This is a genomic window from Agrobacterium sp. P15N1-A, from assembly GCF_044626815.1.
Taxonomy (GTDB): domain Bacteria; phylum Pseudomonadota; class Alphaproteobacteria; order Rhizobiales; family Rhizobiaceae; genus Agrobacterium; species Agrobacterium leguminum.
In genome coordinates this window covers 1-14,095 of the sequence record NZ_JBIUPF010000009.1, presented here as the reverse complement: position 1 = coordinate 14,095, position 14,095 = coordinate 1, and the positions used below count along the sequence as shown (strand labels likewise).

13 protein-coding genes are annotated in these 14,095 nt (G+C 60.9%); 5 read left to right on the top strand and 8 right to left on the bottom strand.

Annotated features, from left to right (window positions below; translation table 11 throughout):
• Nucleotides 1–3: 3 nt before the first annotated feature.
• The 8 genes from tssG to tssA all read right to left on the bottom strand — a co-directional run bounded on the left by tssG (nt 4) and on the right by tssA (nt 8,778).
• Nucleotides 4–1,008, bottom strand: coding sequence for a type VI secretion system baseplate subunit TssG (gene tssG / locus ACIK7D_RS24520; RefSeq protein ID WP_142845613.1), 1,005 nt, complete (start codon nt 1,006–1,008; stop codon nt 4–6).
• 9 nt (nt 1,009–1,017) lie between these two features.
• Nucleotides 1,018–2,799 carry a type VI secretion system baseplate subunit TssF gene (tssF, locus tag ACIK7D_RS24515; protein ID WP_400157717.1) on the bottom strand — a complete coding sequence of 594 codons (1,782 nt, stop codon included), beginning with the start codon at nt 2,797–2,799 and terminating at the stop codon, nt 1,018–1,020.
• Nucleotides 2,792–3,301, bottom strand: coding sequence for a type VI secretion system baseplate subunit TssE (tssE, locus tag ACIK7D_RS24510; protein ID WP_400157716.1), 510 nt, complete (start codon nt 3,299–3,301; stop codon nt 2,792–2,794). The genes tssF and tssE overlap by 8 nt, the downstream gene beginning before the upstream one ends.
• Nucleotides 3,294–4,118 carry a type VI secretion system accessory protein TagJ gene (locus ACIK7D_RS24505; RefSeq protein WP_400157715.1) on the bottom strand — a complete coding sequence of 275 codons (825 nt, stop codon included), beginning with the start codon at nt 4,116–4,118 and terminating at the stop codon, nt 3,294–3,296. The genes tssE and ACIK7D_RS24505 overlap by 8 nt, the downstream gene beginning before the upstream one ends.
• Nucleotides 4,115–5,509: a type VI secretion system contractile sheath large subunit gene (gene tssC, locus ACIK7D_RS24500; RefSeq protein ID WP_135398345.1), complete on the bottom strand. Its 1,395-nt coding sequence runs from the start codon at nt 5,507–5,509 to the stop codon at nt 4,115–4,117. The genes ACIK7D_RS24505 and tssC (ACIK7D_RS24500) overlap by 4 nt, the downstream gene beginning before the upstream one ends.
• A 55-nt stretch (nt 5,510–5,564) precedes the next feature.
• Nucleotides 5,565–7,046: a type VI secretion system contractile sheath large subunit gene (gene tssC / locus ACIK7D_RS24495; RefSeq protein ID WP_035263814.1), complete on the bottom strand. Its 1,482-nt coding sequence runs from the start codon at nt 7,044–7,046 to the stop codon at nt 5,565–5,567.
• Nucleotides 7,047–7,145: 99 nt separating this feature from the next.
• The gene (tssB, locus tag ACIK7D_RS24490) at nt 7,146–7,655 is read right to left on the bottom strand and encodes a type VI secretion system contractile sheath small subunit (RefSeq protein ID WP_035263819.1); all 510 of its coding nucleotides are present in this window, start codon (nt 7,653–7,655) and stop codon (nt 7,146–7,148) included.
• A 67-nt stretch (nt 7,656–7,722) separates the two neighbouring features.
• The gene (tssA, locus tag ACIK7D_RS24485; protein ID WP_400157714.1) at nt 7,723–8,778 is read right to left on the bottom strand and encodes a type VI secretion system protein TssA; all 1,056 of its coding nucleotides are present in this window, start codon (nt 8,776–8,778) and stop codon (nt 7,723–7,725) included.
• Nucleotides 8,779–8,998: 220 nt separating this feature from the next.
• Here tssA and tssH point away from each other — a divergent pair, with 220 nt between their 5' ends.
• From tssH to tssI, 5 genes are all read left to right on the top strand, one after another.
• Nucleotides 8,999–11,653 carry a type VI secretion system ATPase TssH gene (tssH, locus tag ACIK7D_RS24480; protein ID WP_400157713.1) on the top strand — a complete coding sequence of 885 codons (2,655 nt, stop codon included), beginning with the start codon at nt 8,999–9,001 and terminating at the stop codon, nt 11,651–11,653.
• Between the two features lie 57 nt (nt 11,654–11,710).
• A complete protein-coding gene (locus ACIK7D_RS24475; RefSeq protein WP_003504561.1) occupies nt 11,711–12,187 on the top strand; it encodes an Hcp family type VI secretion system effector in 477 nt (158 codons plus the stop codon).
• A 110-nt stretch (nt 12,188–12,297) separates the two neighbouring features.
• A complete protein-coding gene (locus ACIK7D_RS24470) occupies nt 12,298–12,687 on the top strand; it encodes a Rap1a/Tai family immunity protein (RefSeq protein WP_400157712.1) in 390 nt (129 codons plus the stop codon).
• Nucleotides 12,688–12,698: 11 nt separating this feature from the next.
• Nucleotides 12,699–13,199, top strand: a complete 501-nt coding sequence (locus tag ACIK7D_RS24465) for a type VI secretion system amidase effector protein Tae4 (protein ID WP_059761067.1) — start codon at nt 12,699–12,701, stop codon at nt 13,197–13,199.
• 13 nt (nt 13,200–13,212) lie between these two features.
• Nucleotides 13,213–14,095: type VI secretion system tip protein TssI/VgrG (tssI, locus tag ACIK7D_RS24460; RefSeq protein ID WP_400157711.1), on the top strand; the 883-nt coding region annotated here is incomplete at its 3' end.

The following is a 14,095-nucleotide window of genomic DNA, read 5'->3' as shown; positions in this document are numbered from 1 at the left end:
CCCTCACGCGGAAATCGCCGAGCCTTCGCGCTCGGTCACCACAGCATCGGCGCTGTCTTTTTCTGCGGGCGCCACGCGAGCCCAGCTGTTCCAGCCGAGGCGGGCAGGGGCATCGGACTGGCCGAGGCGGCAAAAGGGAATGTCCTCCTTTTTCAGGATCACCTGCACATCGAAATGCAATGCGCTTCCGACGAACAGGCGTGTCAGCGAAAATATCTCCGCAAGCCGCTTCGATCCGGGCGTCAGGGCGAGATAGTCCGCATAGGCGACGGGACCGATCACGATCCGGAAGCCGCCGCTCATATCTTCGACAGCGCTTCCCGCCGTCGTGTTCTGTCCGAGCCTCAGACCGGATGCCTGTCCGAGCTGGCTTTGTTCGTGAAGCGGCAAAGCCACCCATCGCCGGCGAAACTGTTCGACATTCACCGGAAGTCCCGTGAATTCGCAAAGCATGGAAGTCAGGGCCGAAACATTGCGGTTGCGGCCGGCCAGAAGACCGCTGAACCGCAGGAGCGCATCTTCGCTCACGCCTGCCTTTTCCACCAGACCGGCTGTGCGGAACCCGGTGAGTGCAAGCAGGGTTTTGCGAAAACCGTTCTCCCTCTGCTCGGCCGACCAGCGCAATCCCCTTGCGAGGCGGTATTTTTCCGTTGCGGATACGAACAGTTCGCTGAACCTTGCCGCGAACAGATTGAAGAAGCTTGCCAGCGCGCCGGAGCGATTGCGCTCTTCCCGCTGCAGCAATTCGCCATAGGCCGGCGGCAGCGAACCGAGCGGCCCGACAATGGGCGCGAAGGCGGATTTCAGTTCGGCCTGGCCGCGTTTGTGGTTGAAGCCGCTGATCGCCAGCGGGGTCGGCTGTGTTCCGCCATGAGCGCCGACGACAATCCCGTCATCCGCCGAAACGAGCTGGGCGACGCGAAACGCGGTGGCGGGCTCAAAACGGCCGGGATCGTCGCTGAGAAGCGCCGCCTGCCGGTCTTTCATGGTTGGCGTCTGCTGTTCCATCCCGGTCTCCTAGAGCAGCGGCCGGTCGGCCGCGCGGGCAGGCCAGCGGGCAATCGGTTTGGAGTGGCCGCGCATCGTCGCCGTCAGCCGTGTGAAACTGTTGATTGAGGTGTAGAGCCCGAAGAAATGATTGAGGACATTGGCGAAAACAAATGCGGCCGGTCGCGCGATCAGCGCGGGATCGAATTCCACGGTGATATCCGTTCCCGGCACCATGGCCGAGCCGATCCGGGCATGGGAATTCTGCGCCTCGACATTGCTGATCGCCTCCACGAGCTGCCGGGTCTCCGGGCTGTCCCTGAAGGAATAGAGCGAGAGAATGTCCTTCAGCGGCGCGCCGCCGCTGTCGGTGAGGGAGAGGTGGTTAAGGAGGAGATGCGAGATCAGCCGCCATTCACGCGCCGAGCGTTCGTTGACGCGGATCGCCGCCGTCGGCGGCATCAGCGCATGGATGGATTTTATAGCCTCGTTGCCGGTCGAAAGCTGCAGGAAGGGGTGGCCGCCGCCAAATGGAAGCTGGCTTGGCAGCTCGCGATTGATGCACAGCGTATCGATGCTTGCCACCATGTCGAGCGGTCCCAGCGGTCCGCGCTTCTGATCCACGAAGGCGATGTCCGTATCGGAAGAACCGTCGTCATCGAAACGGCGCTGTATCTGCCAGAAAACGTTTGCACCGTTGTTGCGCTGGGTGCGGCCGAAGAACGGGGAGGTCTTTTCGGTCTGCCCGGAACGGCTGGTCAGCTGGACGTTTTCGACCGCATAGATTTCGCGGGTCCGCTGCCGCCGCGCATCCGGCAGCAGGCGGTATTCCGTGCGCGTGCCATCGAGGCTGAGCGGTTCGCAGCTTTGCTTGAACAGGTTGATGACCGGCGAGGCGTTCAGCACGAAATCCCGGACCGATACCATGCGCTCAAGCTGCGTGTCCGCCGCATCCAGATAGATGTAAAGTTCGCAGTCGCCGCCGCTCCATTTGTGCAGCCCGTCGATATCGAGAAAGAGAAATTTCTGCGGCAGCGCGAAGAACTCGGTGAGAAGCCGGTATCCGTCAAAGCTGTTGGCCGGATAGGGCAGCATGGCCTGATCGCGCGTGTAGCCGGATGGCGTGAGATTGCCGGCGGGCAGGAAAACGGCTTCCTTGTCCTCGGCGTGCCGCGCAAGCGCCATGCCCACGCAGTGGTTGCTCAAAAGCTCGTAAAGCGCCGTGGCCTGCTGCCAGGCGGCTGACAGAAAAATCTGAAGTTTCGTCAGGCCCATTTCCGGGAAAGTGCCGCCGCGCGGCGCCGTGCTGCGCAGCGAAAGCCGCAGGCAGCTGGCGGCGCCGGCGAACGAGGCCGAAAAAGGCGCGTCGATTGGCTGGCCGGAAAGCGTTGCGGCTGCGATTTGCAGCGGAACGATCTCCACCGCCTGCGTGGTGCGAAAACGGCAGCTTTCGCCGCCCACCGGCTCGGCGAGGATTTCGCTGTGCCGCGGAAGCGTCTGCACGGTTGCGAGCGCCGTGCTCGGGGTGAACTGAACCACGCTCATGGACGGGATGGGCGCAAGATAATGCGGGTAGAGCGTTTCCAACAGGCTGTCCGAGAGTTCCGGAAACTCGTCGTCCAGCTTCTGGCGCACACGGGCGGCGGAATAGGCGAAGCTCTGGATCAGCCGCTCAACATGCGGATCGTCGGCCACATCGCCCGTCATGCGCAGCCTGCCGGCGATCTTTGGAAACGCCGCCGCAAAACGCGATGCGCGTTTTCGGAGCGCGAAAAGTTCGTCATTGTATTTTTCGAGGAAGCCGTCAGCCATTCGTCGCCTCCACCAGAAAACGCTGCGTGGACGGATCGATCCGGGATTCGAAGCTGATCGGCGGCATGCCCTCCTGAAGCCGGAAGCTTGCCTGTATGCGCATGCGAAGCGCCCGGTCGCCATCCGTGCGGTTTTTCAGGATCGTCACATGCACATCGCCAAGGCGGGTTTCGAACAGGGAAATCCGCCGCTCGATGCTGCGTGCAAGCCGCGCCTTGGCGGCATCCGTCACCAGATTGGCCGAAAGAATGCCGTCCACGCCATAGCTCACCAGCGCGTCGGACAGTTCCTTCAGCGCCGCCGGCGGGCCGGCGGGGTTACGGCGGGTATTGAGCAATGCCTCGAGATCGCGGCGGATCACCTCGCGCATCTCGCGTGCCTGATCCTTCAGGCTGACGAGCATATCCGTTTCCGCATCCGGCGCGTCATCGAGCAGCCGGTCCAGAACGGAGCGCGACAGCGTTCTCTGCCGCGCGCGATATTGCTCGAGCGGATCAACCACGGGCGATCTGCCTTTCATCGTCGGAGGCGGCGGAAAGGGAACCGATCTCGTGGAACGGCACCACATCGTCGCCAATCAGCAGGCAGCGCTGGCCTTGCCCGGTTGCCAGAGGCTGGTCTTCCTCGCTCCATCGGGTTTCCCGGCCGAGGAGAAGGCCGACATCGTCCTTCGCGCCGTGATAAATGGCCGGAAGCAGCACGGATGCGACCGCGCCGTCGCGCAACGTCAGCTCAGCCCCGCGAAAAGCGAGGTCGCGCGGGCGGCTTATCGGGTCGATGGCGAGACTTTCTATGCGACCGTAATCGATCCAGAGGTAGCGGCCGCCATTGGTCAGCACCTCCAGCGCATGCGGAATCCGGTCGTCCAGATCGCGAATATCGCCGGCGCTCTTGCCATTATGGCCGATCGGTACATTGCCGCGTTTTTCATCGAGTTCAGCCAATGCGGTTCTGGCGGCATCCGCGTCGCCGCTGCGCGCGGCGATATTCGCCCGGATGGCCAGCTGATCGAGTTCGGACGGACCGCCGGGGAAATCCGGCACCGCGCCGTTTTCGAACCACGCATTGCGTGCGGCCATGGCGCGCAGCTGATGGCGAAAGAGAGAAAAACCGACGCTTTCCTGCGGCGAGAATGTTGCGGCCAGATTGCATTGCGCATCGGCCTTCTCATAGTCGCCGGCAAGGACCAGCAGGTCGATGTAGAAATGGCGTCCATCCTTGTCGGTTGGCTTCGTCTTGACGTGTTCGCGCGCAAGATCGATCGCGTCCTGCAGCCGGTCATCGTCGAGAAGGCGGGAGATATCGTCGCGCAGCGTCATGCGGGTATCCTTTGCGGCTCGGCCGGAGACCGGGATGCGGCGGCGGGCGGCATCATGGTTTCGGCAATGAGGTGGAAGCTCGTGGAGACGTCATCGAGCTGGAAATGCGGCTGAAGGCGCACGGTGCAGGAGAATGTTCCGGGCTTGCCGGGAACTTCGAAGACGTTGATCCCGGCGGAGCGCAGCGGGTAGCGCGTGCGCAGCGCAGCTTCCGCATCGTCATTGCCGAGCGTGTAGGAGGAAAGCCAGCCTTCCAGCTTGCGCTCTATCGTCGAGGCATCGCTCAGCTGGCCGATATCGTCGCGCATGATGACCTTGAGGTAATGCGAGAACCGGGAGGCGCACAGCACATATTGCAGCATGGCCGCGAGGCGGGCGTTCTGTCTTGCCGCTTCGCTGGAATAATGGCCGGGTGCATGCAGGGACTGGTTGGCGTTGAAGATCGCCATGCCGGAGAGATAGGTGGTGGAGACGGGCACGATGCCGAGATCGGAAAATTGCTGTTCCTGTCCGGTCGTCAGCTGCACCTCGACGGGCGGCTGCGCGGAAAGGCCGTTGCTTTCGATGCCGAGATCGAGCGGCGGCAATTGCCGGGAAGAGAGCATGCCGCCATCCACGGCGTCCTGCGTCACACCGCGCAGATCCGCAAACCAGCCGGAATCGACAAAATTTCGCACCACCACCGTGGCAAAGGCGAAGGCGGCATTGCCCCACAGCAGGGTCTCGCCGCTTTCCGCCACATGCTCGCGGAATGGAAATCCGTCATCGCGTCCGCGCGCATAGGGCCTGTAGGGCGAGCGCAGCAAAACGCGCGGCGCGACAAGGCCGACGAAGCGGGAATCGTCGCGTGCACGCAGCGCATTCCACCGCAGCCGCGATTTATCCTGCTTCAGCGAGGAGAAGTCGTGAACCCGGCTGAGTTCGGCGAAGTCTTGCAGGCCGACGGCGGAAGGTGCTGCCGCCGCGACGAAGGGGCAGAAGGCGGCCGCAGCCACCATGCCGATCTGCGACAGCGTGGTGATGGAATCTGCGCCCTGAAGATCGTCAGGGGAAAAGGCGTAGTCGCCGATCAACAGGCCGACCGGCTCGCCGCCCGGCATGCCGAATTCGCGGTTATAGACGACTTCGAAAAGGTGGCTCTGGTCGAAGTCGGTGGCGCGTTCCGTGTTGCGGGCAAGATCGCGCCAGCTGGCGTTCAGCAGCTTCACCTTGACGTCTGCGCCGCGGCCAGCCTCGCGAACGACCATGGCAAGCCCGCGCCATCTCGCTTCCATCGCCTGAAAATCAGGGTGGTGGAGAATGGCGTTCACCTGGCCGGTCAGCGCATCGTCGATGAGGGCGATGAGCTGGTCGGCGAAAATGCGGGCGTCCGGAAAGGACTGATGCGCCATGAGCGGGCTCCGGGTGACGAACGGGGCCGGGGTGGCGGACCACCCCGGTCCGGGTTCAGTTCTTGGACGGAATACGGGCGACCATGCGCAGCGAGGTCGTCAGTTCTTCCATCTGCAACCAGGGCCGCATCCATGCGACCGCATTGTAGGCGCCGGGTTTGCCCGGCACTTCCTGCACGGTCACCTTGGCATCGCGCAGCGGATATTTCGCCCGGCTTTCCTCGCCCGCCTCGTCATTGGCGTTGACGTAGTTGGCGATCCAGCGGTTGAGCCAGACTTCGCAATCGGACGCCTCCATGAAGGAGCCGATCTTGTCGCGGCCCATCACCTTGAGGTAATGCGCGAAGCGGGACGTGGCCATGATATAGGGCAGGCGGGCCGAAACGGCGGCGTTGGCCGTGGCTTCCGGCTTGTCGTAAAGCTTCGGCTTGTGCGCGGTCTGGGCGCCGAAGAACACCGCATAATCCGTGTTCTTGTAGTGGCAAAGCGGCAGAAAGCCGAGCTTGCCGAGTTCGGCGTCGCGACGGTCGGTAATGCCCACTTCCGTCGGGCATTTGAGATCGAGATCGCCGTCATCGCTGGAGAAGACGTGCATGGGCAGATTTTCCACCCGGCCGCCATTTTCCGCGCCACGGATCGCCGTGCACCAGCCGCTTTTTGCAAAAGCGTCGGTCAGCTTCGTTCCCATGACATAGGCCGCATTCATCCAGCAATATTCGTCATGCTGCAGGTCGCCATTCACCGCCCCCCTGGTTTCGTCATAGGCGAAATCGTCAATCGGGTTGGTTTTCGGGCCATAGGGCATGCGCGCCAGCACACGCGGCAAAGCGAGCGTCACGAAACGGGAATCGTCGCTTTCGCGGAAGCTGCGCCACTTGGCATATTCCACCGTGTCGAAAATCTTCTCGAGATCGCGTGGACGGGCGAGATCGCGATAGTCCTCGAAACCGAACATGTGCGGGCTTGCCGCCGAGATGAACGGTGCGAAAGCCGCCGCCGCAATCGATGAGACGCCCTGCAGCAGCTGCACGTCATCGAAGGAATTGTCGAATTCGTAATCGCCGATGATCGCGCCGAGCGGCTCGCCGCCGGGGGTGCCGAATTCGTCTTCGTAGATCGCCTTGAAGAGGCGCGACTGATCGAATTCCACGGCCTTTTCCAGATCGCGCGCCAGTTCCCGCTTGCCGGCGTTCATGACGCGGATCTTCAGGTTGACGCTCGTTTCGGAATTCTTGACGAGATAGTTGAGCCCGCGCCAGGTTCCTTCGAGCTTGGCGAATTCCGGCGCCTGCATGATGGCGGCGAGCTGTTCGGAAATCGTCCGGTCCAGTTCGGCAATCGCGTGGTTGAGGGTGACGGTGAGGTTGCGGTCGTATTTGACCGTTCCCTTCAGCGCCTGGTCTGTCAGCGTGCGCAGAAGATTTTGCGCGCGGTCCGGTTCGGTCTGGCGGGTTGCGGCAACCACCTTGGACAGCAGTCCCTGATCTTCGGCGGTCGTTGCCTGTGCTTCGTTTTTCAGCAGGCTTTCAGCGCTCATGTTTCAGTCCTTCCACATGCGGCTTTGAAAAAATGCCGCTTGAACAGTTGAAGCCCCGCAATCGGGGCCGTTCGGGGAGGTTTTCCTCCGCACAGGCGATTATTTGCTCGCGCCGTTCTTTTCCTTGAGTTCGGAAACCAGCGTTGCGAGATCGGTCTTGTTCTGCAGAATATCTTCCAGCATCCGCTCCAGGTCTTCCGAACGGTCGGCCTTGGAAAGCAGGTCGCGCAGCTCGTTGCGGGCGTCCAGAAGCGCCTTGAGGGCAGGAACCTGCTGCACGACGGCGCCGGGTTCGAAATCGTCCATGCTTTCGAACTTCAGGTTGACCTGCATGTCCGTGCCGTCTTTCTGCAGTGTGTTGGCAACGGCAATGTTGAGGCCAGGGGTCATGCGGCGCATCACCTCATCGAAATTGTCGCGGTCGATCTGAACGAACTTGCGCTCGCCGAACGGCTTCAGCGGCTGGGTCGGATTGCCCGAGAAATCGCCGAGAACGCCGACGACGAAGGGCAGTTCCTTGACCACCATCGCGCCTTCGGTTTCGACTTCATATTTGATGTGGACGCGGGGCTTGCGAACCCGTTCCAGCTTTTCGTGTACACTTGCCATTTCAACCTCCTTGATGCCCCTTGGCATGGCTGACTGTGAGGGGACGGGGTTTCCGTCCCTTGCCTCGTTATTTTCCGTTGTTGTCTCCGCCGGGTTTGATCCCGGCGGCCGTCAGAACTGCATTGCGGGCCTGTGCTTCGGGCAGAAGCTCCGCCAGCAGTTCGGAAAAATCCATGCGCCCCCTGCGAACCAGCGTTTCGATGGAGAGCGAGATCGGCGAATGCGGTTCGGTCCGGCGAAAGTAACGCGCAACCGAAAGAAGAGTTTCAAACGCTTCATCGCGTGAAGATATGCCTTCCGGTGACGTCGTGGGTGTTCGTACGGCCGGTTGCCCGTTGTCGTTCGTTCCAGGAATTGCGGCTGCCGTCTGCTCGACCGGTGCCGGCTCCAGCTCGCGCCCACCCAGCGTGCGAATGGCCGCAGCAGCTTCGATGAGCGTGTTGCGGATGTTGGAGCTGGGCGGTGCGGACTGGCCGCAGCGTTCGGAAAGAACCGCCATGATGGCGTCGAAGCTGGAGAGGCAGGCGTTTACCTCGGCCAGATGGGAAGACATGGCGGCAACGCCCGCTTCCGATGCCAGCCGATACAGTTCTTCGCGCCGTTTGCTCTCGTTGGGTCGCTGCGCCAGCTGGAAATCCCAGAGGCTGTGCTCTCCAAATTTCCCTCCGGGGATCAGCGGCGCAAGCCGAAGCGGCTGCACAAGCGTTCCCTCGGTGCCGATGCCGTTCAATCCCGCAAAAGGTGCAAATTTTTCCTCATCATTATCATCGCTGATGGAGCGTAATGAGTCCCAGTGGTTGTAAAAAAGATCGCCACAAAGCTCATAGATTTCTCGCAGTCCAGGAAAGCCGCGCAGCCGCAGGCTTGCTTCGGCAAGCCACGCCAATATTTCTATGTCCTTGCTTTCGGAATATATAATCTGCAATCCAAGATTGCTGACATTGTCCCAGCTACTGGAGATCTTTAAGTTATCCTGTGGGGACGCGGCACGCTCTTCTGTGCGTGCCTGGTTTCTTTCATCCTTAATTCTATAGTATATTTCACGCGTTCTTGAATCGACGCGGATGTTTTCTCCGCAATCTCCAAAAAATTCTATATCTCTTTTAACATGCGGCGCGTTCAAGAGCAGTCTATCCCCAGAAAATAGTAATGGATTTTTTGCAGTTACTTCCCTTACGTAAGGCTATTCCTCAGACAGACTTATTCAAAATGTGTCTAAATTGTGGCGTCTACTGCCTAATCTAACCCGATAAAAAATAAACTTCGGGGTGGACAACCCGGTTTCATCATCATAGTTATTCCACGTCACGTTGTGGAATGAACCCGGGCAGGAGGCTCATTGCATGTCGCATATCGATCTCAATCGCCTCGTTGAAGCGCTTGAGCCTGACCTGCGCGTCACCCTTGAAGCTGCGGCTTCTGTTGCGGTGCGTATGGGGCACAGGTACGTGGATATCCCGCATTGGCTGCTGGCGGTTGTAGATGCCGGCATCTATGCGAAAACATTCGAAGAATTAAAAATTCCACTTCCGGTATTGCAGGCGGAAATCGGCCGCAGCCTGGAAGAAGCCGTTATCGGCGATGGAGAGGCCTTGTCGCTCTCCCAGAACATTCTGACGGCGGGCCGCGAGGCATGGGTTCTCGCGTCGCTGGAGGCCGGGCGCGACCGCGTGACGCTTTGCGACCTGCTTCTGGCGATGGACGAGGAAACCTCGCTGCGCTCTTTCGTCCGCTCGGCATTTCCGTCGCTGAAGGCGATGGATCGCGCGGCACTCGAACGCCTTCGCAGTTCGGTTGAAGACAGCAGCGGAAAAGAGGTTCCTTCCGTGACGGCGGGTGCCGCGCCGGCCGCCGGCCAGAACGATTTTCTGCGCCTTTACACCCAGGACATGACCGCCGACGCCCGGAACGGCAAGGTCGATCCGGTGATCGGGCGCGATGATGAACTGCGCCAACTCGTTGATATTCTTACGCGCCGTCGTCAGAACAATCCCATTCTGGTGGGTGAGGCCGGTGTCGGCAAAACGGCGGTCGCCGAAGCGCTGGCGCTGGAAATCGCTTCCGGGAATGTGCCGGAAAAATTGCGCAACGTCCGCCTGCTGAACCTCGATATTTCGCTGCTGCAGGCCGGCGCCGGCGTGAAGGGTGAGTTCGAGCGCCGTCTTCATGGCGTGATCGATGCGGTAAAACGCTCGGCCGAGCCGGTCATCCTGTTCATCGACGAGGCGCACGGGCTTGTCGGCGCAGGCGGTGCGGCCGGACAGGGCGATGCGGCCAATATTCTCAAGCCCGCTCTTGCGCGCGGCGAAGTGCGCACCGTCGCGGCCACGACCTGGAGCGAATACAAGAAATATTTCGAAAAGGATGCGGCGCTGACGCGTCGTTTCCAGCCCGTGCATGTGCGCGAGCCGGATGAGACGACTGCGATCCGTATGTTGCGCGGCGTCGCCGATAGCTTTGTCAGCCATCATAACGTTATCGTTCGTGACGAGGCGATTGTGGCGGCGGTGCAATTATCGGCGCGTTACATGCCGGCGCGGCAATTGCCGGACAAGGCCGTCAGCCTTCTCGATACGGCCGCGGCCGCCGTTTCGCTGGCGCGGCAGACCCTGCCGGAACGGCTGCGCGCCATGGAAAGCGAGCGGCGTCTTCTGACCGATGAGTTGAACTGGCTTCTGCGTGAACCGCAGGATGACGAGATGCAAAGCCGTATCCAGTCGATACGCGACGAAGTCGAGAAGGTCGAGAGCGGGATCGACGACCTGCGCGGCCGTTACGATGCGGAAATGGCTGAACTCGGCGAAGAGCAGCCCGTTGAAACCGGCGCGTCGAATGTGTCGCGCCTGCGGCCTGCGGCTGAGACCAAACCGGCAAATGCCGAAAGACTCGTGCCGACGGTGGTCGATCGTGAAGCGATCGCATCCGTCGTATCGCGCTGGACCGGAATTCCGCTCGGTAAGCTTCTGGCCGACCAGATCGAAAGCGCGCGCACATTGGATGCGCGCATGCGACAGCGGGTCGTGGGGCAGGATGCTGCAATCGGCCGCATTGCCGATGCCATGCGCACCGCCCGTGCCGGATTGTCCGATCCACGCCGCCCGCCCGCCGTGTTCTTCCTCGTCGGCATGTCCGGAACGGGAAAGACCGAGACGGCCCTGTCGCTGGCCGACCTGCTCTATGGCGGCAACAGCCATCTGACGACGATCAACATGTCGGAGTTCAAGGAGGAGCACAAGGTTTCGCTGCTTCTCGGTTCGCCGCCCGGTTATGTCGGTTTCGGCGAAGGCGGCGTGTTGACGGAAGCGGTGCGCCGCCGGCCGTTCGGCGTTCTCCTTCTTGATGAGATCGACAAGGCCCATCCTGGCGTCCAGGATATTTTCTATCAGGTGTTCGACAAGGGTGTGCTTCGCGATGGCGAAGGCCGCGATGTCGATTTCAAGAACACCACGATCTTCATGACGGCCAATACCGGATCAGAGCTGCTGGCCGCGCTTTCCGCCGATCCGGATACGATGCCGGAAGGCGAGGCGCTGGAAGCGCTGCTGATGCCGGAACTGACCAGACAGTTCAAGCCCGCATTCCTCGGGCGCACGATCATCCTGCCCTTCATGCCGCTCGGTGCGGAAGAGCTCGCAAGGATCGTGGATATGCAGATCGGCAAGATCAGGGAGCGTGTTCTCGCAACATACGGCGCCGACCTGACCCTTTCCGATGCCGCGCGCGACGCGTTGGTGGCGCGCGCCGGTGCAAGTGAAATTGGCGCACGCGCCATCGAAATCATGATCGGCAAGGATCTCCTGCCGCCTCTTTCCAGCTTTTTCCTCGAAAAAGTCATCGCGGGAGAACGCGTGGGCAAGATCGTTGTCGATTTTGGTGAAAACAGGCTCGGCATTCGTGCCGAAGCGGCTGGGGAAACAGATGAATTCGCCGCGCCCGAAGAGGGTGGGGTGGATGAAGTTGCCGCGTCGGATGGGGCTACCCGACGCATGCGGCATTAAACGAAGGGTAACGCGGCCTCGAAGCAAGAGGTCATTTCAGCTACAGGAGCTTACAGCATGCCAATTTATCTGCAGATTGACGGTATCCAGGGCGACGCCACGCATGAGGAACACCGCAAGTGGATGGACATCGAAGCCATTCACTGGAACGTAGCGCGCAACATGAACACGTCTGCCGGTTCTGCTGCAAACCGCGAAGCATCCGAACCGACCATTTCGGAAGTCATTCTGACCAAGGTTAGCGATTCTTCTTCCACCAAGCTTTTCCAGGAAGCCTGCGCCGGCCGCACTGGCAAGCTCGCAACCATCCATCTGGTGACCACGGGCAATCCGGGCAACACCTATATCGAGTATCTGCTGACGAACACACTCATCGCCAGCTACTCGGTGGATTCCAGCGGTGACCGTCCGGTGGAAACCATCAAGCTCAACTTCACCAAGATGGAAGTGAAGTACACGCCGTTCGACGACAACAACTCGCCGCAGTCTCCGATGATCGCCTCTTACGATCTGGCGACGACGAAGGCCGCTTGATAGCGACGCGACCCGGTGCCGGTATTTGCCGGCACCGGAACGTTTTCATTGCAGTTTTTGCAGCTCACGTCGTGATGTTTCTCATCCACGTTGGACGAGGCGGGTTTTTCATGCGCTCCCTATATGCGTTTTTTGTTTCCGTGCCGGTTGTTCTGGCTCTGTCCGGTCTTTCGCCGGCGGGTGCCGAGGAACGGAGATGGATATTCTCCGGTGCCGAACTCAAGCAGGCCATCGAGGGCAAACTTGCCCCGGAAGTGTCTGATCCGGAAATGCGGCGGCTGGTTTCCGCCGCAAAATCGAGCGCCTATATCGCCGGTGTGGCCGATCTGACGAGCGGATCGGACTGGTGCGGTGCGGGTGCCGTGGCGCCCCATGAACTCACCGACCGGATCTACACCTATCTCGGCGATCTTCCTGCGGAAAAACTGGATGAACAGGCAGCCACTCTCGTGCGGGAGGCGCTCAAGGTCTCCTTTCCCTGTGAGCAGAAAAGTAACTAGTGGGACGAACCATGCGCGTTAACTTTGACACTCTCTATAAGAATTATCCGAGCAGCGACCCGTCGCATCCGAACTATCTCAGCCAGCGTGATCTGTTCACAGAAATCGGCTGGGACGATTTCATCGGCAATCCGAACTATCACAATACCTGCGCCATCCGCGTCAGCATCGCTTTCGTGAAGTCGGGCATCAACATCGTGCCCGCCTCGCACCGCATCCAGAAGGGCCCCTATGCCGGTAAGGGCATAGAGGTGAACATGCGCCGCCTTGCCAGCCTGATGAAGCGGACGAGCTATCTTGGCGAACCCGAACCTTTCACCCCCGCGACGGCGCGCAACGGCATCGGCGCTCGCAACGGTGTCGTGGCGTTCAACAATATCCCCGGCTACACCGGCGGCGGTCACATCGATCTTGTGCGGGGCGGCTCGGAAGCCACCCAGTGCGCTTCGGCCTGCTACTACAATTCGGAAACGATCTGGTTCTGGCCCCTGCAGTCCAGCCGCGGGTCCTGATTAGGAGTATCCCATGAACGACCAGCCTTCGTTTTCCGATTTCGTTCAGGCGAGCCGAGTTCTGAAGGTGTCTTCGCCACTCGGCGAAGATCAGCTTCTGCCGGAGCGCCTGTCCGTCGAGGAGGGCGTATCGCAGCTCTTCGACATTCGCCTGACGGTGCGGGCCAAGAAGGAAGCGGTCAAGCCCGAGGAACTGATCGGACGGCTGGTCGATATCTCCATCGAGATAAGCCATGGCGACGGCGATGGCGGCGGTGTTCGCCGCCCCTTCAACGGCCTGGTTACCGAGTTGCATGAAGGCCCGCCTATCACCCGGGGCCTTCGCTCCTATGCCATGACCATCCGCCCGCAAATGTGGCTTCTGTCGCGCCGCTCGGATTGCCGGATCTGGATGGACAAGACGGCGGTGGAGGTCGTCGAGACGCTGTTTTCCGAACACGGCATTCCCGCTCCCGATACGTCAGGCATCATTTCTCCGCCGCCTGCACAGCACTACAGCGTCCAGTTTAACGAGACGGACCTCGACTATCTTTTGCGCCGTTTCGAGGAGGACGGCCTGTTCTACTGGTTCAGCCATGAGGATGGTTCCCACAAGCTGCATGTGGCCGATAGCGCCAGCGGCTGGCTTGGGCCGTCGCCGGCCGCGCAGGGGGAGGGGACGGTGCGTCTGGCGCAGGGGTCTTCGGATCGCAACCACATCAACGACTGGGCACGGCGTTTCTCCTATGTCTCGGGCCAGCGCGCTGGCGCGGACTGGAATTTCGAGACACCGGGCATGGTGCCGGGCACGATGACGCCGTCGCTGGTGCAGATGCCGGATGCGACGAAGCGCGAGCTTTACGAATATCCGGCCCGCATCAAGACGGTGGAAGAGGCCGAGCGGGCGCAGAAACTGC

Coding starts and splice junctions, on each gene's coding strand:
- tssB (WP_035263819.1), bottom strand. CDS start 7,655: ATGGCAAGTGTACACGAAAAGCTGGAACGGGTTCGCAAGCCCCGCGTC.
- tssG (WP_142845613.1), bottom strand. CDS start 1,008: ATGGAACAGCAGACGCCAACCATGAAAGACCGGCAGGCGGCGCTTCTC.
- ACIK7D_RS24475 (WP_003504561.1), top strand. CDS start 11,711: ATGCCAATTTATCTGCAGATTGACGGTATCCAGGGCGACGCCACGCAT.
- tssC (WP_035263814.1), bottom strand. CDS start 7,046: ATGAGCGCTGAAAGCCTGCTGAAAAACGAAGCACAGGCAACGACCGCC.
- tssF (WP_400157717.1), bottom strand. CDS start 2,799: ATGGCTGACGGCTTCCTCGAAAAATACAATGACGAACTTTTCGCGCTC.
- ACIK7D_RS24505 (WP_400157715.1), bottom strand. CDS start 4,118: ATGACGCTGCGCGACGATATCTCCCGCCTTCTCGACGATGACCGGCTG.
- ACIK7D_RS24465 (WP_059761067.1), top strand. CDS start 12,699: ATGCGCGTTAACTTTGACACTCTCTATAAGAATTATCCGAGCAGCGAC.
- tssH (WP_400157713.1), top strand. CDS start 8,999: ATGTCGCATATCGATCTCAATCGCCTCGTTGAAGCGCTTGAGCCTGAC.
- ACIK7D_RS24470 (WP_400157712.1), top strand. CDS start 12,298: ATGCGCTCCCTATATGCGTTTTTTGTTTCCGTGCCGGTTGTTCTGGCT.
- tssC (WP_135398345.1), bottom strand. CDS start 5,509: ATGGCGCATCAGTCCTTTCCGGACGCCCGCATTTTCGCCGACCAGCTC.